This is a genomic window from Comamonas suwonensis (genome assembly GCF_012844455.2).
Lineage (GTDB): Bacteria > Pseudomonadota > Gammaproteobacteria > Burkholderiales > Burkholderiaceae_C > Comamonas > Comamonas suwonensis.
Window position 1 is genome coordinate 24,691 of record NZ_JABBCQ020000015.1, and the last position, 20,323, is coordinate 45,013.

The 20,323-nt window shown below is 60.5% G+C and carries 18 protein-coding genes; 6 read left to right on the forward strand and 12 right to left on the reverse strand.

All coding sequences use genetic code 11. The features are described 5' to 3' along the window. Positions 1-51: 51 nt before the first annotated feature. The 7 genes from HF327_RS16215 to hemC all read right to left on the reverse strand — a co-directional run bounded on the left by HF327_RS16215 (position 52) and on the right by hemC (position 6,313). Positions 52-627 (reverse strand): YceI family protein, encoded by a 576-nt coding sequence (locus tag HF327_RS16215; protein WP_198461290.1) that lies wholly within the window; start codon positions 625-627, stop codon positions 52-54. Between the two features lie 82 nt (positions 628-709). Continuing rightward, positions 710-1,285 (reverse strand): YceI family protein, encoded by a 576-nt coding sequence (locus tag HF327_RS16220; protein WP_099736104.1) that lies wholly within the window; start codon positions 1,283-1,285, stop codon positions 710-712. A 35-nt stretch (positions 1,286-1,320) separates the two neighbouring features. Further along, positions 1,321-1,884 carry a cytochrome b gene (locus tag HF327_RS16225; protein WP_099736105.1) on the reverse strand — a complete coding sequence of 188 codons (564 nt, stop codon included), beginning with the start codon at positions 1,882-1,884 and terminating at the stop codon, positions 1,321-1,323. Positions 1,885-2,059: 175 nt separating this feature from the next. Further along, the gene (locus HF327_RS16230; protein WP_198461292.1) at positions 2,060-3,370 is read right to left on the reverse strand and encodes a heme biosynthesis HemY N-terminal domain-containing protein; all 1,311 of its coding nucleotides are present in this window, start codon (positions 3,368-3,370) and stop codon (positions 2,060-2,062) included. A gap of 18 nt (positions 3,371-3,388) precedes the next feature. Continuing rightward, positions 3,389-4,507 (reverse strand): uroporphyrinogen-III C-methyltransferase, encoded by a 1,119-nt coding sequence (locus tag HF327_RS16235; RefSeq protein ID WP_198461294.1) that lies wholly within the window; start codon positions 4,505-4,507, stop codon positions 3,389-3,391. Next, on the reverse strand, positions 4,504-5,337 hold the full coding sequence (locus HF327_RS16240; protein WP_198461296.1) for a uroporphyrinogen-III synthase: 834 nt from the start codon (positions 5,335-5,337) through the stop codon (positions 4,504-4,506). Before HF327_RS16240 ends, HF327_RS16235 begins: the two co-directional genes overlap by 4 nt. A gap of 31 nt (positions 5,338-5,368) precedes the next feature. Continuing rightward, positions 5,369-6,313, reverse strand: coding sequence for a hydroxymethylbilane synthase (gene hemC / locus HF327_RS16245; RefSeq protein ID WP_198461298.1), 945 nt, complete (start codon positions 6,311-6,313; stop codon positions 5,369-5,371). Between the two features lie 80 nt (positions 6,314-6,393). On the opposite strand from hemC, the gene ppc reads away from it, so the two are divergent. After that, positions 6,394-9,243 carry a phosphoenolpyruvate carboxylase gene (ppc, locus tag HF327_RS16250; RefSeq protein WP_198461300.1) on the forward strand — a complete coding sequence of 950 codons (2,850 nt, stop codon included), beginning with the start codon at positions 6,394-6,396 and terminating at the stop codon, positions 9,241-9,243. Between the two features lie 227 nt (positions 9,244-9,470). Here the strand turns inward: ppc and flhC are convergent, their stop codons facing one another. Then, positions 9,471-10,022, reverse strand: coding sequence for a flagellar transcriptional regulator FlhC (gene flhC / locus HF327_RS16255; RefSeq protein WP_198461302.1), 552 nt, complete (start codon positions 10,020-10,022; stop codon positions 9,471-9,473). Positions 10,023-10,060: 38 nt separating this feature from the next. Next, positions 10,061-10,387, reverse strand: a complete 327-nt coding sequence (gene flhD / locus HF327_RS16260; protein ID WP_099736112.1) for a flagellar transcriptional regulator FlhD — start codon at positions 10,385-10,387, stop codon at positions 10,061-10,063. A 402-nt stretch (positions 10,388-10,789) separates the two neighbouring features. Here flhD and HF327_RS16265 point away from each other — a divergent pair, with 402 nt between their 5' ends. After that, positions 10,790-12,037, forward strand: a complete 1,248-nt coding sequence (locus HF327_RS16265) for a GGDEF domain-containing protein (RefSeq protein WP_198461303.1) — start codon at positions 10,790-10,792, stop codon at positions 12,035-12,037. On the opposite strand, the gene HF327_RS16270 is transcribed toward HF327_RS16265, so the two are convergent. From HF327_RS16270 to HF327_RS16280, 3 genes are all read right to left on the reverse strand, one after another. After that, positions 11,967-12,878, reverse strand: a complete 912-nt coding sequence (locus HF327_RS16270) for a sulfurtransferase (protein ID WP_198461304.1) — start codon at positions 12,876-12,878, stop codon at positions 11,967-11,969. The genes HF327_RS16265 and HF327_RS16270 overlap by 71 nt on opposite strands. Positions 12,879-13,133: 255 nt before the next feature. After that, on the reverse strand, positions 13,134-14,048 hold the full coding sequence (locus HF327_RS16275; protein WP_198461305.1) for a DMT family transporter: 915 nt from the start codon (positions 14,046-14,048) through the stop codon (positions 13,134-13,136). A gap of 83 nt (positions 14,049-14,131) precedes the next feature. Continuing rightward, positions 14,132-15,271: an aromatic ring-hydroxylating oxygenase subunit alpha gene (locus tag HF327_RS16280; protein ID WP_198461306.1), complete on the reverse strand. Its 1,140-nt coding sequence runs from the start codon at positions 15,269-15,271 to the stop codon at positions 14,132-14,134. A 448-nt stretch (positions 15,272-15,719) separates the two neighbouring features. On the opposite strand from HF327_RS16280, the gene xseB reads away from it, so the two are divergent. From xseB to HF327_RS16300, 4 genes are all read left to right on the forward strand, one after another. After that, a complete protein-coding gene (xseB, locus tag HF327_RS16285; protein ID WP_198461307.1) occupies positions 15,720-15,959 on the forward strand; it encodes an exodeoxyribonuclease VII small subunit in 240 nt (79 codons plus the stop codon). A gap of 56 nt (positions 15,960-16,015) precedes the next feature. Next, entirely contained in the window at positions 16,016-16,957 is a 942-nt protein-coding gene (locus HF327_RS16290) for a polyprenyl synthetase family protein (protein ID WP_198461443.1), read from the forward strand. A gap of 69 nt (positions 16,958-17,026) precedes the next feature. Beyond that, a complete protein-coding gene (dxs, locus tag HF327_RS16295; RefSeq protein ID WP_198461308.1) occupies positions 17,027-18,892 on the forward strand; it encodes a 1-deoxy-D-xylulose-5-phosphate synthase in 1,866 nt (621 codons plus the stop codon). Between the two features lie 183 nt (positions 18,893-19,075). Beyond that, complete coding sequence (locus tag HF327_RS16300; protein WP_198461310.1) at positions 19,076-20,158, forward strand: type 2 periplasmic-binding domain-containing protein; 1,083 nt, start codon at positions 19,076-19,078, stop codon at positions 20,156-20,158. Positions 20,159-20,323: the final 165 nt, after the last annotated feature.

A 20,323-nucleotide genomic window follows, 5' to 3' on the forward strand; every position in this document is an offset into this window, starting at 1 on the left:
GGCCGCTTTCACGGGCTGGGCTTTTGAAGGCAATGAAGCCGCTGATTCCGCTTATTGCTTCACCGCTTCAATGCTCATGACCAGACGCACTTGCTTGGGGAAGCCGTAGGAGATGCCGTAGTCCACGCCCCACTGGGTGCGGTCGATGGTGGCTTCAAAGTCGCCGCCGCAGACCTCACGCTTTTGCAGCATGGGGCTTTCGTAGCAGGTGAACTTGTTGGCCTTGATGGTGATGGGAGCAGTCTTGCCCAGCATGGTCAGATGGCCGGTGACTTCCTTGAGCTTGTCGCCGTCAAACACAAACTTGTCGGAGACAAACTTGGAGGTGGGGAATTTCTCCACGTTGAAGATGTCGGCGCTTTGCAGGTGCTTGTTGAAAGCGGGCGTGCCAGAGTTCACCGATGTCATGTCCAGCTCGATCTCGACCTTGCCTGTCTTGGCGGCCTTGTCGAACTGCACGGAGCCACTCTTCTTGTCAAAGCGCGCGCGGTTGGTCGAGGCACCGAAGTGGTCGATCTCGAACGTCGCGAATGTATGGGTAGGGTCGATCGCGTAAGTCGCGGGGGCAGCCTGGGCGGCCGAAGCAAATACGGAAGCAGCGGCCAGGGCGAACAATGCAGAACGCATGGTGAAAAATCCTTGAGGGGTTGGAACTATCAAAACATGAGCTGCTAGCGCTTATCTATCAAGCGCTAGAGGCTAAAAAGACTTAAATCTTGCCGAAGCCAGTCAGGGCCAGCTTGAACTGCACTGTGACCTCGTCGGCCACCATGGAGGTGTCCTTCCAGTCGCCGTCGCCAATCTTGAAGGTCAGGCGCTTGAGCGGCAGGGTGCCGGTGGCCGTGGTGGTGGCGCCGGACTGGGTCAGCGTCACGGGCAGGCTCACCTTTTGCGCATTGCCCTTGACGGTCAGCGTGCCGTCGACCTGGAACTTGCCGCCGCCCAGAGCCTTGACGGCGCTGGAGTCAAACGTGGCCTGAGGGAACTTGGCGACATTGAACCAGTCCGCCTTGGGCAGCTCGGCATCGGTTTCCTTGGCACCCATGGTGGCGCTGCCGGTATCGATGGAGAAGTGAATCTTGCTTGCCTCGGGCTTGGCGGCGTCAAAGGCAATCTTGGCGTCGAATTTCTTGAAGTGGCCCTTGAGCGGCACGCCCATCTGCTTGGCCTCAAAGTTGACGGCGCTTTGTGCTGGCACCAGAGCCTGATCGGCCAGAGCCTGGTTGGAGATTGCGGCAACGCCCAACGCGGCGGCGACAGCAGTGGTTTTGAACAAATGCTTCATGGAAACAGACTCCGTGGTTTTCTGGAAAACAAGGGTTAGCGGCTGCCGGGCAGCATGCGGCAGAGGAGACCGTCGCGGTCGATGATCTGGTGCTTGATGACGGCTGCGACATGCAGCACCACCAGCGCGGCCAGGGCATAAGCCAGATAGCCATGCCAGGGCTTGAGGGCTTCGGCCAGCTCGGAGCTTTTGCTCACCAGATCGGGCAGGGGCAATTGGCCAAACAGCACGATGGGAAAGCCGGCTGCCGAGCTGTACATCCAGCCCACCAGCGGAATCGCAAAAAACAGCGCATACATCAGGTGGTGCGTGCCGTGGTGGGCCACGCGCTGCCAGGCTGGCATGGTGCGGGTGACTGCGTCAGGCAGCTCTGGCGGGCGATGGGTGATGCGCCAGATAAGGCGCAGTGCCGACAGCATCAGAATCGTCATGCCCGCCCATTTGTGCCAGTTGAAGTACTTCAGGCGTGTGGGCGAGAAGGGCAGGCCTGTCATATAGAGACCAAAGGCAAAGATGCCGATCAGCGCCAGGGCCAACAGCCAGTGAAGGGCAATGGCTGTGGTGCTGTAGCGCTTGGCGAAAGAAGAGGCGTTGTTCATGTTGCTGCAAAAAAAGAAAGTGCGACCATCGCGCTAGCCATGCAGTGTATGAAGCGAGCTGTGCAAAAAGGTTCAGCGGGTTTGAGTAAACAATTCAAAAAAGCTGAATGATGGCGGCGCTGAAATGAAAAAGCCCCGAGCTTTTACAAGCTAGGGGCTGGTTGGATGGGGCTTTTTACGCCTCGCGTGCCGGGTTTTCCGGCAGCACCACCATGGCCTGTGCCGCCAGCTTCCAGGCGATGGCGGAGGCTTCCATGTCGCCGCGGTGCTCGGCCATCAGCGCCAGTCGCTGCCAGGCACGGGTGCGCAGCAGCGGGTCTTGCAGCAGGGGCGCGGCGCGGGTCAGCAGTTGCTGTGCTTTGCCCCAGAGCTCGCGTTGCACACAGGCCATGCCGGCCAGGTATTGCAGGCGCGGCTCGCGAGGATGGGCGTTGGACGCCGCTTCAATACGGGCCAGCCATGCGCCATCGAGCTTGCTCAGGCAGGACTGCAACACTTGCACCAGTTTGGGCAGATGGGCTTCGGTGCGCGGGCTGGGGTGGCCCAGCAAATGCTCCCACACGGGCAGCAGCCAGGTGCGGGCTTGCTGGGCTTCGCCGCCCAGCTCGATTAGGCGCTCGGTGGCGGGAATGGCCACTTCGGGCATGGCGCGTTCGTCTTCGTCCAGCGACAGCCAGAACTGCTGCAGCGATGAAGTGTCGCGTGCATCGCGAATGCTGGCCAGCAGCAGGCCGCGCACCACGCTGGCCGATGCGGCGGGCGAGAAGGCGCGGTGCTTGGCCAGCAGGCGGGCGGTATCCAGCGCAATATGCGTATCGCCTGCGAGGCGCGCGGCCTTGAGTTTGATGCGCAGGGCGATGGTGCGGCGGCCCGCGCCCAGTGGTAGCTCGCCAAGGCGGCGCATGGATTCGGCGGCATCGCGGTCATCCAGCGCCCAGCGGGCGGCACGCATTTGCGCGCCTTCGCGGATTTCGTCGTCCTGCGTGTTGCCGGGGATGGGAAGCGTGTCTATGGCTTGCTGCCAGTGCTTGTCACGCAGGGGGGCATCTTGCAGGGCATGCGATGCGTCGGCGGCAATCAGATGGGCGGTGGCACTCAGGCGCTCGCCGTAGGGCAGTGCAGCGCCGCCTTCACGCAGCGACAGCTCGGTGGACAAGGCTGTCAACGCTGCCTTGCGGGCACGCACAAAGCGACCGGCCTGCAGATGCGAGAGCGCTTCCAGCAGGCTCTGGTTCATGGCGCGTTCCTTTTGCTGCATGCGCCAGCGGCGTGCCTGATGCGGCATTTGCAGCAGCGCAGCCAGGGCGCGCAGCGCAGCATAGACCAGCGCAAAGCCCAGAAAGAGCAGAACGATGGCCAGATTCAGCGACATGTCCACCCGGTAGGGTGACCAGAACCAGGTGATCGAGCTCTGGTTATTGCCTGCAAACAAGGCCAAGGCTACAGCCATGGCAAACAAACCCATTAACCACAAGGCGGCGCGCATTTCTGTCTCCTCCTTGGGTTAGCGGCCAGCTGCCGCAGTGGCCAGCGCGTTGAGCGTGTCGTCCAGTTGCAGTGGTCCACCAGTGTGGAGATTGGACTGAATCTGCTGCAACTGCGCCTGCGAAATCTGGGTGCGACGCGAGCGGTTGTCGAAGTATTTGTGCAGCAGCGCGCCCGATGCACTCAGGTCAGCGCGGGCTGATTCCCATTGGCGAGACAGCAGGGCAAGGCGGGCGTTGAGCAACTGCAGCTTGAGGTTCTCACGCAGAAAATAGCCTTGCTCGGGGGCGAGCAGGGCGACTTCGGGGTGGTCGATACGGCGCACGCGAACCAGATCGGATGCGCCATTCTTGAAGGAATCCCACACGCGCTGGCTCTGCCCCTGCCACCAGGCCCACTGGGTGGCGGACAGGTTGGCGACATCGGCTGCGGCATGGTCTGCGGCGGTGTTTTTGTCTTGCGGCGTGCCGCGACTGCGGGCACGACCCACATCGTTGATCAGGGGCAGGTCATCGACCTGACGAATCAAGTCCTCAATGCGGCTGAGAACGCCTGTGGTATCGGTCACGCTCATGCGTGAGAGCTTGTCCAGATCCAGATCCAAAGCGCGCACCACGGGCGCAAGGCGCGGCTGAGCCGTGCTTTCCACGCGTTTTTTGGCGGATTTGAGGGTGGTCACCAGCGGCTGCAGGCTGCCTGAGAGCTCGGCCTGTTGCTGAGCCAGACGCACCGATGACTCAATATCAGCCAACAGATTTTCATCACGCGAGCGGGACATGCTCTGCATCAGCTCTTCGAGCTGATTGCGCTGCAGGCTCAGCTCGCCCACGCGCGCTTCCATGACGGAGACGCGGGCCGCGCTGTCGCGCGCCAGGTCTTGTGCATCTTTGGCTAGCGTGCGAGCCTCTACCGATTGAGCGCCAGACTGGGCTGACTGGCGTGCCAGCTGCTCTTGCATATTGCCCACGCGCTGCCATAGCATGCCGCAGGCAATGAGGGCTGCGACGGCTACCGCCCCCAGCGTCAGCACCACGGCCATGGGCTTTCCAGGGCCGGTGTTTACGGGCGCTGGATTGTCCTGACTGGGCGGTAGATCTGCGGGCTTGTTATCGGTAGTGGGGATGGCATTAGAGCTCATACCCCTGATTCTATAGACGCCACCACGTCGTCCAGACTTGGCCGACTTTGCAAAACACGGCCAAAGCCGGCAGCAAATGCTTTGCTGGCAATGCGATTGTGGGTGGTAAGCGCTAACCCAGACCGCCAGTTCTGTGCAGGCAAGAGTTGTTGCAGGTTGGCAACAGCTTCAGAGCTGCTGAACAGCCACAGGCTACCGTCAGACGCAGACTGCTCCGCCAAATCCATCTGCTGCGCGCTCCATAGTGGAAGTTGGCGCTCATAAACTGCCAGAAACTCCATCTCGGCACCGGCGTCACGCAGCTTGGCCGCCAGCCAGTCGCGGCCTGCGCCCTGGGTAGAAGGCTGGCTGGCGGTGTTTTGAGTCGTTGCTGGTGGGCTTGCGCCGCGCACAATCAGCACGCGATCGCCGAGGCGAATTTGCCGGTGCACGTTTTGCCACAGCGATTCAGACTCGAACTGCGCGGCATCGGGTGATGGGCCATCAATCTGGTGGGCGGGAAGGTTGGCTTCCAGCAAGGCGCGCTCTGTCCCCGGGCCGGGGGTCCATGCTCTTGTTTCCGTAGCTAGCAGCGCTTGTTCATCAAGCGCTAGAGGCTGATTTTGTTCAAAAAAATGTTGTACGGCATTGCCGCTGACAAACATCACTGCCCGGTAATAGCCAAGCTGTGCGCGCTGGCGGGCAGCTATTAATGCGTGGCGGGATGCTTCATCAGCGCAGGGGCCAATGGCCAGCAACGGCAAGGCCTCGGCCAGCAGGCCACGGGCGCGAAAAGCCTCCACCCAGGGCATTGCATCGTGCAAGGGGCGGGTGACAAGGATGCGGCGCATGGCTTGCTTACTTGCTTGAGGGCTTGAGGACTTAGTCTTGCTTGGGGGCGGCAGGCACAGCACCTGCTGCTTGCAGACGTGCGGCCAGTTGCTCGCCCAGAGCGTTGGCGGTGGCAAAGTCGGTGACGATGGCGCTGGCCTGCACGCGGATCAGGCCCTTTTGGCCTTCCATATCGCCCCAAGCCGCATCCATATGCAGAGTGTCGCCTTCAAAGCGGCCAAAGGCAGCTAGCGGCATGGAGCAGCTGCCGCCCATGCAGCGGCTGACGGCGCGCTCAGCCGTCACGGTCAGCCAGGTGGGCATGTGGGCCAGCGGGGCCAGGGCGTCAATGATGTCCTGGCGGTCGGCGCGGACCTCAATACCCAGCGCGCCTTGACCGGCTGCGGGCAGCATGTGGGCGGGGTCGAACTTGGCGCGAATGCGGTCGCTCATCTCCAGACGCATCAGGCCGGCAGCGGCCAGCACGATCGCGTCGTACTGGCCTTCGTCCAGCTTGCGCAGGCGGGTGTTGACATTGCCGCGCAGTGGCTCGATGTGGAGGTCGGGGCGCAGGGCTTGCAGCAGAGCCTGACGGCGCAGGCTGGAGGTGCCGACCACGGCACCCTGTGGCAGCTCGGCCAGCGATGCGTATTGGTTGGAGACAAAGGCGTCGCGCGGGTCTTCACGGGTCATCACGCAGGCCAGGACAAAACCTTCAGGCAGCTCCATGGGCACATCCTTCAAGGAGTGCACGGCCAGATCGGCGCGGCCTTCTTCCAGAGCGACTTCCAGCTCTTTCACGAACAGACCTTTGCCGCCGACTTTGGACAGGGCGCGATCCAGAATCTGGTCGCCCTTGGTGGTCATGCCCAGCAGGTCAACCGCGTGGCCACGGCTGCGCAAGATCGCCTGCACATGCTCGGCCTGCCACATGGCCAGCTGGCTTTCGCGGGTGGCAATGACGATGGATGCGGGTGTGGACGATTGGGAATTCATAGCAGGCGCAGGTAGCTGACAGGTAACAGGGAATGCTAGCATGGCAAGTTGTCTTACACAGTGCCCAAGGAGAATAGTCGATGCCTTCCGCCCGTCCCAAAAGCGCCGCAGCTACAGACAAACATGCAGACAAGCCGGTGCGCAAGACTGACAAGGATTTGCCGCTGATTGAAGACATTCGCCTGCTGGGCCGCATTCTGGGCGATGTGATTCGCGAGCAGGAGGGGGAGGCCGCTTTTGCGCTGGTTGAACAGGTGCGCCAGCTTTCCGTAGCCTTTCGCCGCGATGCCGATGAGGCCGCTGACAAAGCGCTGAAAAAGCTGCTCAAGGGCCTGTCCAGCGACCAGACAGTGAGCGTGATTCGCGCCTTTACGTATTTCTCGCACCTGGCCAATCTGGCCGAAGACCGCCATCACATTCGCCGCCGCGCCGTGCACGAGCGTGCTGGCAATACGCAGGAAGGCAGCATCGAAGTGGCGCTGGCCCGCCTGCGCTGGGCGGGTATTTCACCGGGTGCGGTAGCCAAGACGCTGGCCAAGAGCTTTATCTCGCCCGTGCTCACCGCTCACCCCACCGAGGTGCAGCGCCAGAGCATTCTGACGGCCGAGCGCCGCATTGCGCACTTGCTGGCCGAGCGCGACGATATTCTGGTTCGTGCCCAGCTCTACAACAGCGCCAAAGATGCGCTGACTCCTCGCGAGCTGGCACGGGTTGAGGCGCAGTTGCGTGCCTTTGTGGCCCAGCTGTGGCAGACGCGCCTGCTGCGCCACTCCAAGCTGACGGTGGCTGATGAGATTGAAAACGCGCTGTCTTATTACGAAGCGACGTTTTTGCAAGAGATTCCTAAAATCTACGAGCAGCTGGAGCAGGAGCTGGGCGAGAAACTGCCCGAGCAAAGCTTTTTGCGCATGGGCCAGTGGATTGGAGGCGACCGCGACGGCAATCCCTTTGTGACGGCCGAGAGCCTGAATCTGGCCCTCTCGCGCCAGGCCGATGTGGCGCTGCGTCACTATCTGCGCGAGGTGCACTACCTGGGCGGCGAGCTGTCGCTGTCGGCCAATCTGGTGGACATCACGCCCGAAATGCAGGCGCTGGCTGACGCATCGCCTGACCACAACGTGCACCGCAGCGATGAGCCTTATCGCCGTGCGCTGACCGGTATTTATGCGCGCTTGGCGGCCACACTCAAGCAACTGACGGGTGGTGAGGCGGCCCGTCATGCCGTGGCGCCGCAGAACGCTTATGCGTCGGCGGCTGAGTTTCTGGCCGAGCTGAAGGTCATCGACGATTCGCTCTCCCGCTATCACGGTGATGCGCTGGCACCCCAGCGCCTGCGCCCGCTGATGCGTGCTGTGCAGGTGTTTGGCTTTTATCTGGCCACCGTCGATTTGCGTCAAAGCTCGGACAAACATGAAGAAGTGGTGCGCGAGCTGCTGGCCGTGGCCAAGGTGGAGGGCGATTACAGCGCCCTAGAGGAAGACGCCAAATGCGCACTGCTGGTGCGCCTGCTGGAAGACGCCCGCCCGCTGCGCGTAATGGGCGCCGACTATGGCGATCACACCCGCAGTGAGCTGGCGATTTTTGAAGCCGCCAAGCAGCTGCGCGAGCGACTGGGCGCCGAGGCCATTCGCCACTGCATCATCAGCCACACCGAAACGGTGAGTGACTTGCTGGAGGTGCTGCTGCTGCAAAAAGAAGTGGGCCTGCTGCGCGGCACCTTGCAAGATGGAGCGCAGTGCGACCTGATTGTGGTGCCGCTGTTCGAGACCATTGAAGACCTGCGCAACGCCGCTCCCATCATGCGTCGCTACTACCAGCTGCCCGGCATTGCCGAGCTGGTGAAAAAAAGCGGTAGCGAGCAGGACATCATGCTGGGCTATAGCGACAGCAACAAGGATGGAGGCATCTTCACCAGCAACTGGGAGCTGTACCGCGCCGAGATTGCGCTGGTCGATCTGTTTGATGATCTGGCAGGCCGCTTTGACATTCAGCTGCGCATGTTCCACGGCCGGGGCGGCACGGTGGGGCGTGGTGGTGGCCCTAGCTATCAGGCCATTCTGGCCCAGCCACCGGGGACGGTGCGTGGGCAGATTCGCCTGACCGAGCAGGGCGAAGTCATTGCCTCCAAATATTCCAACCCCGAAATTGGCCGGAGAAACCTTGAGACATTGGTGGCCGCCACGCTGGAGGCCACGCTGCTGCAGCCGACCAAACCGGCCACCAAGGCATTTCTGGATGCGGCGGCCTTTTTGTCTGAAGCCAGCATGAAGGCCTATCGCGAGCTGGTGTACGAGACACCGGGCTTCACCAATTATTTCTTCAGCAGCACGCCGATTCGTGAGATCGCCGAACTCAATATCGGCTCGCGCCCCGCATCGCGCAAGGCCACGCAGGCGATTGAAGACCTGCGTGCCATCCCCTGGGGTTTTAGCTGGGGTCAGTGCCGTTTGACGCTGCCCGGCTGGTACGGTTTTGGCTCAGCGATTCAGGCCTTTATTCACCGCCCCGGTAAAGATGCCAAGGCGCAACTGGCGCTGCTGCAGAAGATGTACCGTCAGTGGCCGTTCTTTAAAACGCTGCTGTCGAATATGGACATGGTGCTGGCCAAGAGCGACCTGAACCTCGCGTCGCGCTACAGCGAACTGGTGACTGACACCCGCCTGCGTCGCCGCATCTTCAGCGTGATTGAAGCCGAATGGCACAGCACGGTGGACGCCCTGAACCAGATCACGGGTGACAAACAGCGGCTGGAGCACAACTCGGCGCTGGCCCGCTCCATTCGTCACCGTTTCCCCTATATCGACCCGCTGCACCATTTGCAGGTCGAGCTGGTGCGCCGCTGGCGTGCGGGCCAGACGGACGATAAAGTGAAAAACGGTATTCACCTGTCCATCAACGGCATTGCGGCGGGCGTGCGCAATACGGGTTGAGGCCAATCGCGGCGGCTCTTGAAACAGGAGCTGCTTGCGCTAATGCATAAAGGGTTTGAGGCATTTAAATGCTTCAAACCCTTTGTTTTATTGCGCTATCAGCTATGAAAGTTGATAGCGCCTAAAAAGCATGCTCCAAGAGCGAGACATCAAGCAAGCGCCGCCTTGCAGTAAGGATGTCGTCCCCCCTCCGGTTGAAGCCGCAAAGCGGCTCAGGGGAGTCAATTTCAGTGCAGCATCAAGGAACCGGCTGCCTTGCTCTTGCCGGCACGGGCCGGAGGATTGCACAGGCCGCACTGATAGTGGCGGGCATTCTCATAGGGCTCGGTCACGAATTGGCCCTTGCAGACGGAGCAGGGGGTGCGCGTCAGCATCTGCGCATCGACAAACTTCACCAGACGCCAAGCGCGCGTGAAGGACAGCAGCACATCCAGCTCGGCCGCCTTGATTTGTTCGGCGTAGAGGCGATAAGCCTTGGTCAGCTGCTCGGCGGTATCCAGCTCCACGCCCTTGGACAGGTATTCGTAGATGTTGAGAAACAGCGAGCTGTGCACGTTTTCCTGCCAGGTCAGAAACCAGTCCGTGGAGAACGGCAACTGGCCCTTGGAAGGAGATTTACCCGAAATTTCCTTGTACAGCCGGATCAGGCGTTCGTAAGACAAAGTGGTCTCGGATTCCAGCACCTGCATGCGGGCGCCCATCTCGATGAGCATGGCGGCGCGCTCGATTTGCTTGGATTCGTTGAGAACGCTTTTCACGGCAGTCTTGGTAGCAGGCATGTGTCTTTCCTTAAAACCAGGTAGGTATTAACGAGTGCTTAAAGCACTTCGGAGACACGGCTGGCCATCAGGATGTTGGCGTGCAGCGTGTTGGTGGCGGCGTTGCCAATTTTGTTGCTGCTGTGGTTGGTCAGCAGACTCCAGACCATTTCATCGTCAGCGCGGAAGCTGGCCAGCAGCGTGTTGCGCGATGCCAGCTTGAGCACCTGTGCCGAGGAAAGCGAGCCCAGCAAGTCGCAGGCTTCTTCATTCAGACCCAGGCGGAACACGGCTTCAGCCTTGTCCTGGCGGATCAGGGTCTGGGCCAGCATCAAATAAGTGAGGTTGGCTTCGCGGATCTCGGCAAGCAATTGTTCGTTGTTCATGGGTCTGGTCCTTTCAATCCCGACAGACCGCAACGGCTTACACAAACAAGACGTTAAAAGTGTTTCGATCTGTTGGAGTGAATTGTGTTTCAGACCGCGACTGAACTGAAGTCGGGGTAGGGATGTCTGGCATGACCGGTTGCGCCAGTACCTTTGTAAGATTTCCCTTACTTGACTGCCATCCATATGGATGACTCAATGAGCCTGCGCTGGGACTGCATTGATGCAGGGAAGTCTCCTGCTGCTGTTCGCTATTGTGAATGAGGTGCAAAAAAGCCAAGCGACGAAATAGACAGCTTTTTCGTTGTATCTAAGTGCCTTTGAAATAGGAAATCCGCAGCCGGCTGTGATAGTTGTGTGAATCCTCCTTGGTTGGGCGGGTCCACTTCATCAGGAGTGCGTATGAGTCAGAAATTCGTGAACTCTCAAGGCACAAGGTGCTCCAGCTTGCTGGATGCGCTGCTGACGACGAATTCGCGCCAGCGTGTGTCATTGATTACGACAGGATTTGCCTGTTTGTTCATGGCGTTCTGCATTCTGGCCATGGAGCTGGTTGCCGCCGCAGGGCTGGCTGACAGGCAGTGGGTGCGCTGGTGGTCGTTTGCCAGTGGAGCTTGCGTGCTGATCAGCTTTGCCTTGATCCGCAGCGGGGTGACGCGTGACTGGCATGACCCGGCGTTTACCAGCGTGCAGATGCTCTACGCCATCACCAGCAACGCCGCAGCCTATGTGATTGCCGGTATGGCCAGGGGTATTACGCCGCCCATCCTGGCGGCGATCATGATGTTCGCGGTCTTCGGCCTGAAACCCAAGCAGATCAAGGGCTTGATGTTCTATGGGCTGTTCGCCTATGGCGCGGCGGCAGTGGTGGTGCAGTGGGGGCTGCCTGGCGAGCCCATGCCGGCCTCTCTGGCGGCGGTCTATCTGCTGATCGTGACCATGGTGCTGACGATGACGGCTGCGCTGGGTCTGCATGCCAATGCCATGCGGGTGCGTCTGCAAGTGCAAAAGAGCGAGCTGGCCGAAGCGGTGCAGCATATTCACGAGCTGGCCACGCACGATGAACTGACCGGACTTCCTAATCGCCGCTATATGCAGGACATGCTGCGTCTTGAAGAGATGCGAGCCCGGCACAGTGGCCAGCCTTTGCTGGTGGCTCAGTTTGATCTGGATTTCTTCAAAGCGATTAACGACAGCCACGGCCATGCTGCAGGCGATCAGGTTTTGCAGAATTTTGCCGGTCAGGTGGCGGCCTACGTCCGAGGTTCGGATATTTGGGCGCGCTGGGGCGGGGAGGAGTTTGTGCTGCTGATGGTCAACACATCACAGGATGACGGCGCTCAGCTGCTGGAGTCTGTGAGAGCGAGGATTGCCGCAACGCCTGCGGTGCTGTCCTCGGGCATTCACGTCCCCTATACGGTTTCCATCGGGGCCGCGCTGCTTGAGGAGGGCGAAAGCGCGGTGACATTGCTGGAGCGCACCGATGCTGCCTTGTATGAGGCCAAGCACCGGGGCCGCAACCGGGTGGAGTGGGCCAGGCAGAAGCCAGTACCTGGTCTGGCTCCTGCGCGCAGCAAGTTCAGCCCCGCTCGGCCGGACGACTGGGCTGGTTGCACCACTCACTCCAGCTACCTGCAAACAAGGCCGTAGGCGCAAAGCCTGCAATGCGCATGGCCAGCACATTGGGCGTAGCGCTGACGCCGCTGCCGCACTGGTGCACCACGCTGGCCGGGTCGCGCCCTGCCAGCAGCTCATCAAACTCCGCCTTGAGCAGGGCTGCAGGCTTGAAGCGGCCATCGGCGGCAATATTGCTGCTGAACGGCCGGTTGAGGGCGCCGGGGATATGGCCCGCCACGGGGTCCAGAGGTTCAACCTCACCGCGATAGCGGGCGGGGGCACGGGCATCAATCAGCGTCTGGGTGGTTTGGCCCAGATCGGCCTCAACCTGATCGACTGTTTTCAGCGTCTCCAGCGGCTCGCCCAGCTCGAAGTTGGACTGGAAGTGGCCGGGCTCTTCACCCGCATTCACGGCCTGACCAGCGGCCTGCCAGGCTTGCAGCCCACCGTCGAGCACGGCCACGGCGTCATGGCCGGCCCAGCGCAGCATCCACCACAGGCGGCCGCAGTAGTTGGCACCGTTGCGGTCATAGACCACGGCCTGCATATCGTTGGCAAAACCGATGGACGACAGCCAGACCGAGAAACGCTCGCGCGTGGGAAGCGGGTGGCGACCGCCCGATGCGGCCTGAACGCTGGTCGCAACCTGACCATCTTCACCCGGTGCGCCGTGCGGGGCGCTGAGATTTTTGTCCAGATCGGCAAACACCGCCTCTGGAATATGCGACTGCAGATACTGCGCATGACCGGCCGGCGGGTTCATGAGATCGAAGCTGCAGTCAAACGCCATCACGGGCTTGCCGCTGGCCTTGAGCTGGGCCAGTTGCTCGACGGAAATCAGGGTGTTATAGCGCCCGGGTGCAGATGTAGTCATGGCTTGCTGCTCCAAAAAATGTAGCTGATGCAGGCCATGCATGGGTGCTGACCTGCGGGATGCAAACCATTATGCGATGGGGGGGGGCTGACTCAGAGGTCTGGCGAGCTATCGTTTGGACAGGTGTGTCTGCGCTGTCGGATAGCGTTGAACAGGCGCATGGAGCAGTCCGGGATGGCAAGCTGGCAAGGGCCGCCTTGCCGCGATGGCATCGCCCCCTCCCGCGAAGCGAGAGAGGGGATGGCGCCTCAAGGGTCAGCTTCTGGAGCGGAGTGCCGTCGCCGCTGCACCACTGGCCACGATCAGCACAATGCCCACCCAGCCGATCATGGGAATGCTCTCGCCAAACAGCATCAGGCTGAGCAGTGCGGCAAACACAATGCCGGTGTACTGCAGATTGGCCACCACCAGCGTGTTGCGCTTGCTGCCGGCGGAAGCGTAGGCCTTGGTCATGCAGACCTGGGCGACGGCGGCGAGCACGCCCACGGGCAGCAGCCACAGAGCGCTCCAGCCCGGGAAGGGGGAGATACCGATAAACAGCATGGTGATGCCGCCAGCAATGGCCGAGCCCAGAGAGAAGTAAAAGACCACGCGGGTTTCAGGCTCCCCCATGCGCGAGAGCGTGGCCACCTGCATATAAGCCATGGCCGCAAACATGCCGCCAAATAGCCCACCCAGTGCGGCCACCCATTCGCTGGCCGGGGCGCTTGTGGGGCGCAGCACCAGCAGCACGCCGACAAAGCCGGCCAAGACGGTGGAGACCAGTCCCCAGGGAAAGGGCGGAATGGCGAGACGGGTCTCGGGCTGCGCGGCATAGGACTTGCGCAGGGTGTGGCGCATCCACAAACCCTGGGTGATGAGGAATACGGCCATCCAGATGCTGCTCATGGAGTTGAGCGTGGTGGCGGTGGCCAGTGGCAGATGACCAATGGCATAAAACCAGGCACCCATGGAGACAACGCCGACAAAACTGCGCCAGCCGTGCTCACGCGGGTAGCGGGTCGCCAGTGTCACGCCGCTGCGTTTGGCCAGCCAGGCCAGCAGAGCCATGCTGATCAGGCCACGGTAAAAAATAATCTCTGCAGTATTGAAGTCTTGGGAGGCAAACTTCACACACACACTCATGACCGCAAAAATCAACGCGGCCAGCACCATCCACAGGGCTTGCATATCTCACTCAATTCAGCATAAAAAATAGCTGCTGCGCTTATGGGGTAAGCGATAGCAGCTATCGATTTTGAGGCGTGCCTCGTTCAGCGTTGGGGGACGCTGTCACCCATGATGCGGCGGTACCACTCATGGAAATGTTGCATACCGTCCTCCATGGGGCTCTGGTAGGGGCCGACTTCGTTGTCGCCGCGCATATACAAAGCCTTGCGGCCTGCATCCATGCGCTCGGCAATTTCGTCGTCCTCAATGCAGGTTTCCATGTAGGCCGCTTTTTGGGCCTGAACGAACTCGGGCTCGAAGGCCGCGATTTCTTCAGGGTAGAAGAATTCCACCACGTTCAGCGTCTTGTCCACGGCCAGAGGATGCAGGGTCGAGACCGTCAGCACATGCGGGTACCACTCCACCATGATGTGGGGGTAATAGGTCAGCCAGATGGCACCGCGATCAGGCAACTCGCCATTGCGATAGGCCAGCAGCACGTCATGCCAGGTTTTGTAGATGTCCGAGCCGGGGTTGCCAAAGCTGGGTGCCACGCCCACGGTCTGCACCGAGTACTCGCTGGAAAATTCCCACTTCAGGTCGTCGCAGGTGACGAAGTTGCCCAAGCCGGGGTGGAAGGGGCCGACGTGGTAGTCCTCCAGATAGACCTCGATAAAGGTCTTCCAGTTGTAGTTGCACTCGTGCATTTCTACGTGGTGGAGCACAAAGCCATCGAATTGGAGCTGGTCGCGCAGCTTCATGCCTGCAAGATCGGTCTCGACATCGCGGCCGTTGTCCTCAAACAGCAGGCCATTCCACTCGCGCAGCTGGTAGTTGTTGAGGTTCAGGCAGGGGTCATGGCCAAAATGGGGCGCGCCCAGCAGCTCGCCGCTGGTGTTGTAGGTCCAGCGGTGCAGCGGACAGACGATGTTGCCTCCGGCATGGCCTTTGCCTTCGGAGCTCAGATTGCCCCGGCCCTTGAGCATCACGGCCTGACGGTGGCGGCAGACGTTGGAGATCAGCTCGATCTCACCCTTGCTGTTGCGCACCAGCGCCCGGCCTTCGTTTTCCTGAGGCAAGGCGTAGTAGTCGCCGATTTCGGGTACGGCGAGCTGGTGGCCGACATAACGAGGGCCGCGCTTGAAAATGGATTCCAACTCGCGCTGGAACAGCGCGGGGTCGAAATAACTTGAAACTGGTAGTTGGCTTGCGGCCTGCTGCAGTTGAAGACTTAAATCAGTCATGGGTGACCTGACCTAAAGACTCCCCACAGGGAGGGTGCACGTACGCACGCGGTAAATAACGAAACCGGCCTTGTCTGGACATGAATTTCAGGCGGTAAGAGGCAGAACTTGAAAATACAGCCACCAGAGCGCCCAAGCAGGATGACTAGAGACGGGGCCGGCTTGACAGGAATGGGATTATAGGCTGTGGGGTTATTGCCGTTCTTCTGGTACGTGTATTGGCGATGCGTGCCGCTTGGTGCTGATATCTGTCAGCCAACTGCCAGTTGCCTGAAAACCTGCGTGGGCAAAGGTTCTGCCGCCTCAGGCATGGCGCTCAGAAAGGCAGAAGTCGTGCAGAAGTCACAGCTAGGACACAAAGCGTGGGCCTGCTTTGCGGTCATTGGACGCTGGGAGGGCGGGGACGCCTAAAATCGTCGTTTCCGTCCAACACAAACCCACACCATCCATGCCCAAGGCCGCCGCTGCGAAAAAATCTGAACAGCCTGCCAGCTACGAAGCTGCGTTGCAGGAGCTGGAGCAACTGATTGCACAGATCGAATCCGGTCAGCTGCCGCTGGAGCAGATGCTCAGTGGCTATCAGCGAGCCGCTGAACTGCTGGGCTTTTGCCGTGGGCAGCTGGATGCCGTGCAGGAGCAAGTCAAGGTGCTCGATGAAGGCAAGTTGTCCGCTTGGACTCAGGACTGAGACCCATGCCCGAGCCAGATTCAGACCCAGAGACCACCGCCTTGAATATGCCGCCCATGAATGAATCAATGATTGCTGAACCGTCGACTTCTCTGAACGCGGGCAAGCCTGCCCTGGATTTCTCTGTCTGGATGCAGGAGCGACTGGCTCGCACCGAGTACGCGCTGTCGCGCTGGGTGGGCATCAACACGCCAGCAGGTCTGGGTGAAGCCATGCGCTACGCCGTGCTCGATGGCGGCAAGCGTCTGCGGCCCTTGCTGGTCTGGGCCGCTGCCGAAGCCGTGAGCGGGCAAGCGGCTGCCATGCTGCGTGCCGGTTGCGCGGTGGAGCTGATTCACGCTTACTCGCTGGTGCACGATGACATGCCCTGCATGGACAACGACATCATGCGTCGTGGCAAGCCCACCGTGCATGTGCAGTTTGGCGAAGCCTCGGCCCTGCTGGCCGGTGATGCGCTGCAGGCGCTGGCCTTTGAACTGCTGCTGCCCGAGGATGAAGGCATTCCCTGCTCCATGCAGGCCAAGCTTTGCCGTTTGCTGGGCGCTGCCGCGGGCGGTCAGGGCATGGCTGGCGGTCAGGCGATTGATCTGGCCAGCGTGGGCAAACAGCTCGATGAAGCGCAGCTGCGCGAAATGCACCGCCTCAAGACCGGTGCCCTGCTGCTGGGCAGCGTGCTCATGGGTGCTGCCTGCAATGAAAAAACCGATGGGGTGGCTCTGGCTGCGCTGACGGACTATGGTCAGGCGCTGGGCGTAGCCTTCCAGGTCGTTGATGACATTCTGGATGTGGTTGCCGATTCGGCCACGCTGGGCAAGACGGCGGGCAAGGATGCGGCCAATGACAAGCCTACCTATGTGTCCCTGCTGGGGCTGGAGACTGCGCGTGCGCATGCTGAAGAGCTGCGCCTGCAGGCCCATGCCGCGCTGGCCCGCAGCGGTCTGGCAGATACGCAGGCGCTGGCGGCGCTAGCTGATATGGTGGTGCAGCGCACACACTAAAAAACAAGAATAAAAAAGCCCTGTAATCCAGTATTGGCAAGCGCTAGCAGCTATCAAAAAATATAGATCATGTCCACGAACACATACCCTTTGCTGCAGAGCATCAATGATCCCGCAGAGATGCGCCGCCTGCCGCGTGCGCAGCTTAAGACGCTGGCCGCCGAGCTGCGCGGCTATGTGATCGACAGTGTCTCCAAGACAGGCGGGCACCTCAGCTCCAACCTGGGAACCGTGGAGCTGACGGTGGCGCTGCACGCGGTGTTCAACACGCCGCATGACCGCATCGTCTGGGATGTGGGTCACCAGACCTATCCGCACAAAATTTTGACGGGTCGCCGCGACCGCATGTCCACGCTGCGCCAGATGGGGGGGCTGTCGGGGTTTCCTCAGCGCACCGAGAGCGAATACGACACCTTTGGCACGGCGCACTCGTCCACCAGCATTTCTGCCGCTTTAGGCATGGCCATGGCAGCCAAGCAAAAGGGCGAAGACCGCCGTGCCATCGCCGTGATTGGTGACGGAGCGATGACGGCCGGCATGGCCTTTGAGGCACTGAACAACGGCGGTGTGACCGATGCCAATCTACTGGTCATCCTCAACGACAACGATATGAGCATCAGCCCGCCCGTGGGTGCTCTGAACCGTTATCTGGCCCAGTTGATGAGCGGCCAGTTCTACGCCAAGGCCCGTGATGTGGGCAAGAGCGTTCTCAAACAGGTGCCGCCGCTGCTGGAGCTGGCCAAGCGCCTTGAGCAGCAGGCCAAGGGTATGGTCGTGCCTGCCACCATGTTTGAACAGTTTGGCTTCAACTACATCGGCCCGATTGATGGTCACGATCTGGATTCGCTGATTCCTACGCTGGAGAACATCAAAGGCCTGAAAGGCCCGCAGTTCCTGCATGTGGTGACCAAAAAAGGCCAAGGCTACAAGATGGCCGAGGCAGACCCGATTGCTTATCACGGCCCCGGAAAGTTCGATCCTGCTGTGGGTTTGGTCAAGTCCGCTACACCGGCCAAGCAGACTTTTACGCAAGTCTTTGGCACCTGGCTGTGCGATATGGCGGCCAAGGATCAGCGGTTGGTGGGTATCACGCCTGCCATGCGCGAAGGCTCGGGCATGGTGGAGTTTCACAAGCGTTTCCCCGGCCGCTACTATGACGTGGGCATTGCCGAGCAACATGCCGTCACCTTTGCGGGTGGCATGGCTTGCGAAGGGCTCAAGCCCGTGGTTGCCATCTATTCGACCTTCTTGCAGCGCGGCTACGACCAGCTGATTCACGACGTAGCCCTGCAAAACCTGCCGGTGGTCTTTGCACTGGACCGTGCAGGTCTGGTGGGCGCTGATGGCGCTACGCACGCCGGTGCCTACGATGTGGCCTTTGTGCGCTGCATTCCGAATATGAGCATGGCTTGCCCGGCCGACGAGCGCGAAACGCGGCAGTTGCTGAGCACGGCTTACGCGCAAAATCACCCTGTCTGCGTGCGCTACCCGCGTGGCGCTGGTGTGGGCGTGGCCCCGCTGGAAAGCCTGGACGCTTTGCCCTTCGGCAAGGGCGAAATGCGCCGCGAATCGACCTCTAAAAAGGTGGCGATTCTGGCCTTCGGTACGCTGCTTTACCCCGCACTGCAAGCCGCCGAGGCACTGGACGCCAGCGTGGCCAATATGCGCTGGGCCAAACCGCTGGATGAAGAACTGTTGTTTCAATTGGCCGCCGAGCATGATTTGATCGTGACGCTGGAAGACAGCTGCATCATGGGTGGTGCTGGCACGGCGGTGATGGAAGCGATGGCCGCCCACGGAGTGACCAAGAACGTGCTGCAACTGGGCCTGCCCGATCAGTTCATCGAGCATGGCGATCCCGTCAAGCTGCTGGCGCTGCAAGGGCTGGATGCTGAAGGCATTGAAGCCTCGATTCGCAAACGTCTTGCTGCCTGAGTCGAAAAGCAAAAATGAGGCCCTTCATTGAAGGGCCTTTTTTCTTTGTGACATGGCAAAGAAAACTGACGGCAGACCTGAATCTCCACACAGTCGGCATCTGCGTTTCTAGAATGGCTGGGGCTTGAGCTCAGCCTGCTATAACGGTTGAGTCACTGACAAACTTATTGCGGAGAAATATTCATGGATCGTCGCTCACTCGTCAAACATGTGGGCATGGCTGGCGTGCTGGCTGCGGGTGTCGCACCTGCAGTGCGCGCCCAGGAGGTGCTGCGCTGGCGCCTTGTGACGAGCTTTCCTAAAGCACTGGACGCCATCTCTGGCGCTGCAGAAAAATTTGCCCAGACGCTGCGCGTCATGTCTGCAGGCCAGATCGAAGTCAGTATCCACGCCGCAGGCGAGCTGATGCCCGCATTTGGCGTGATGGACGGTGTGCAGAACGGGACGGTAGAGATGGCGCTGACGGCTCCGTACTACTTTACCGACAAAGACTACTGCTTCGCCCTGGGCTGTGCCGTTCCCTTTGGTCTGACGGCCCGGCAGATGGACGCATGGATGGAGTATGGCGGTGGGCGCAAACTCATGGATGACTTCTACGCCCAGTACAACATCAAGAGCCTGAGCGCGGGCAACACCGGCACGCAGATGGGCGGCTGGTATCGCAAAGAAATCAAGACCGTGCAGGACTTGCATGGGCTGCGCATGCGTGCAGGTGGTGGCCTGCTGGGTGATGCACTGCAAAAGCTGGGTGTGCAGGCCGTCAATATGCCAATTGGTGATGCGCAGCAGGCGCTGGAAAAAGGCAGGCTCGATGCGGTGGAGTTTGTCGGCCCGTATGACGATCAGAAACTGGGCTTTGGCAAGATTGCGCCTTACTACTATTACCCTGGCTGGTGGGAGGGTGGGGCCGAGCTGGCCTATTTCATCAACACCAAGGCCTATGCCGCGCTGGCACCTGAGCACCGGACCATGGTGGAAGCCGCGGCGGCGCTGGCAGCCAAGGATTTGACGGCCAAATATCTGGCGCTGAACCCTGCAGCACTGAAGAAGCTGCTGAGTGAAAGAGTGCAGTTGCGGGCCTTTCCGCGCGAGCTGATGGATGCGGGTTTCAAGGCGGTGATGGCGACCATGGCCGAGCACGAAGCCAAGTCGGCCATGTTCAAGAAGATTCACCGCAGCATGCGCGGGTTTCAGCATGATCAGCTGCTGTGGGACCGGTTCTCGGAATTTCGCTATGCCAGTTATATGAGTGCTGTGCGGCTGTGAGATCGGCTCTCGGAATGAGCAGCGCTTGATCGACCTTACTAGGTAGAACTTCTTAAATGAACGGTCACTTTTTAGTGAGCACTCCGCGTTGGGCTCGTGTACATTTTGTGCCTGTTGCATGAGTGAAGCTGGCTTAGATCAGCCATCTGTGCCAGCCCAATAACT

Bases quoted from the DNA above. Each gene is read 5' to 3' on its own strand.
- HF327_RS16215 (WP_198461290.1), bottom strand. From the start codon at position 627: ATGCGTTCTGCATTGTTCGCCCTGGCCGCTGCTTCCGTATTTGCTTCG.
- HF327_RS16220 (WP_099736104.1), bottom strand. From the start codon at position 1,285: ATGAAGCATTTGTTCAAAACCACTGCTGTCGCCGCCGCGTTGGGCGTT.
- HF327_RS16225 (WP_099736105.1), bottom strand. From the start codon at position 1,884: ATGAACAACGCCTCTTCTTTCGCCAAGCGCTACAGCACCACAGCCATT.
- HF327_RS16230 (WP_198461292.1), bottom strand. From the start codon at position 3,370: ATGCGCGCCGCCTTGTGGTTAATGGGTTTGTTTGCCATGGCTGTAGCC.
- HF327_RS16235 (WP_198461294.1), bottom strand. From the start codon at position 4,507: ATGAGCTCTAATGCCATCCCCACTACCGATAACAAGCCCGCAGATCTA.
- HF327_RS16240 (WP_198461296.1), bottom strand. From the start codon at position 5,337: ATGCGCCGCATCCTTGTCACCCGCCCCTTGCACGATGCAATGCCCTGG.
- hemC (WP_198461298.1), bottom strand. From the start codon at position 6,313: ATGAATTCCCAATCGTCCACACCCGCATCCATCGTCATTGCCACCCGC.
- ppc (WP_198461300.1), top strand. From the start codon at position 6,394: ATGCCTTCCGCCCGTCCCAAAAGCGCCGCAGCTACAGACAAACATGCA.
- flhC (WP_198461302.1), bottom strand. From the start codon at position 10,022: ATGCCTGCTACCAAGACTGCCGTGAAAAGCGTTCTCAACGAATCCAAG.
- flhD (WP_099736112.1), bottom strand. From the start codon at position 10,387: ATGAACAACGAACAATTGCTTGCCGAGATCCGCGAAGCCAACCTCACT.
- HF327_RS16265 (WP_198461303.1), top strand. From the start codon at position 10,790: ATGAGTCAGAAATTCGTGAACTCTCAAGGCACAAGGTGCTCCAGCTTG.
- HF327_RS16270 (WP_198461304.1), bottom strand. From the start codon at position 12,878: ATGACTACATCTGCACCCGGGCGCTATAACACCCTGATTTCCGTCGAG.
- HF327_RS16275 (WP_198461305.1), bottom strand. From the start codon at position 14,048: ATGCAAGCCCTGTGGATGGTGCTGGCCGCGTTGATTTTTGCGGTCATG.
- HF327_RS16280 (WP_198461306.1), bottom strand. From the start codon at position 15,271: ATGACTGATTTAAGTCTTCAACTGCAGCAGGCCGCAAGCCAACTACCA.
- xseB (WP_198461307.1), top strand. From the start codon at position 15,720: ATGCCCAAGGCCGCCGCTGCGAAAAAATCTGAACAGCCTGCCAGCTAC.
- HF327_RS16290 (WP_198461443.1), top strand. From the start codon at position 16,016: ATGAATGAATCAATGATTGCTGAACCGTCGACTTCTCTGAACGCGGGC.
- dxs (WP_198461308.1), top strand. From the start codon at position 17,027: ATGTCCACGAACACATACCCTTTGCTGCAGAGCATCAATGATCCCGCA.
- HF327_RS16300 (WP_198461310.1), top strand. From the start codon at position 19,076: ATGGATCGTCGCTCACTCGTCAAACATGTGGGCATGGCTGGCGTGCTG.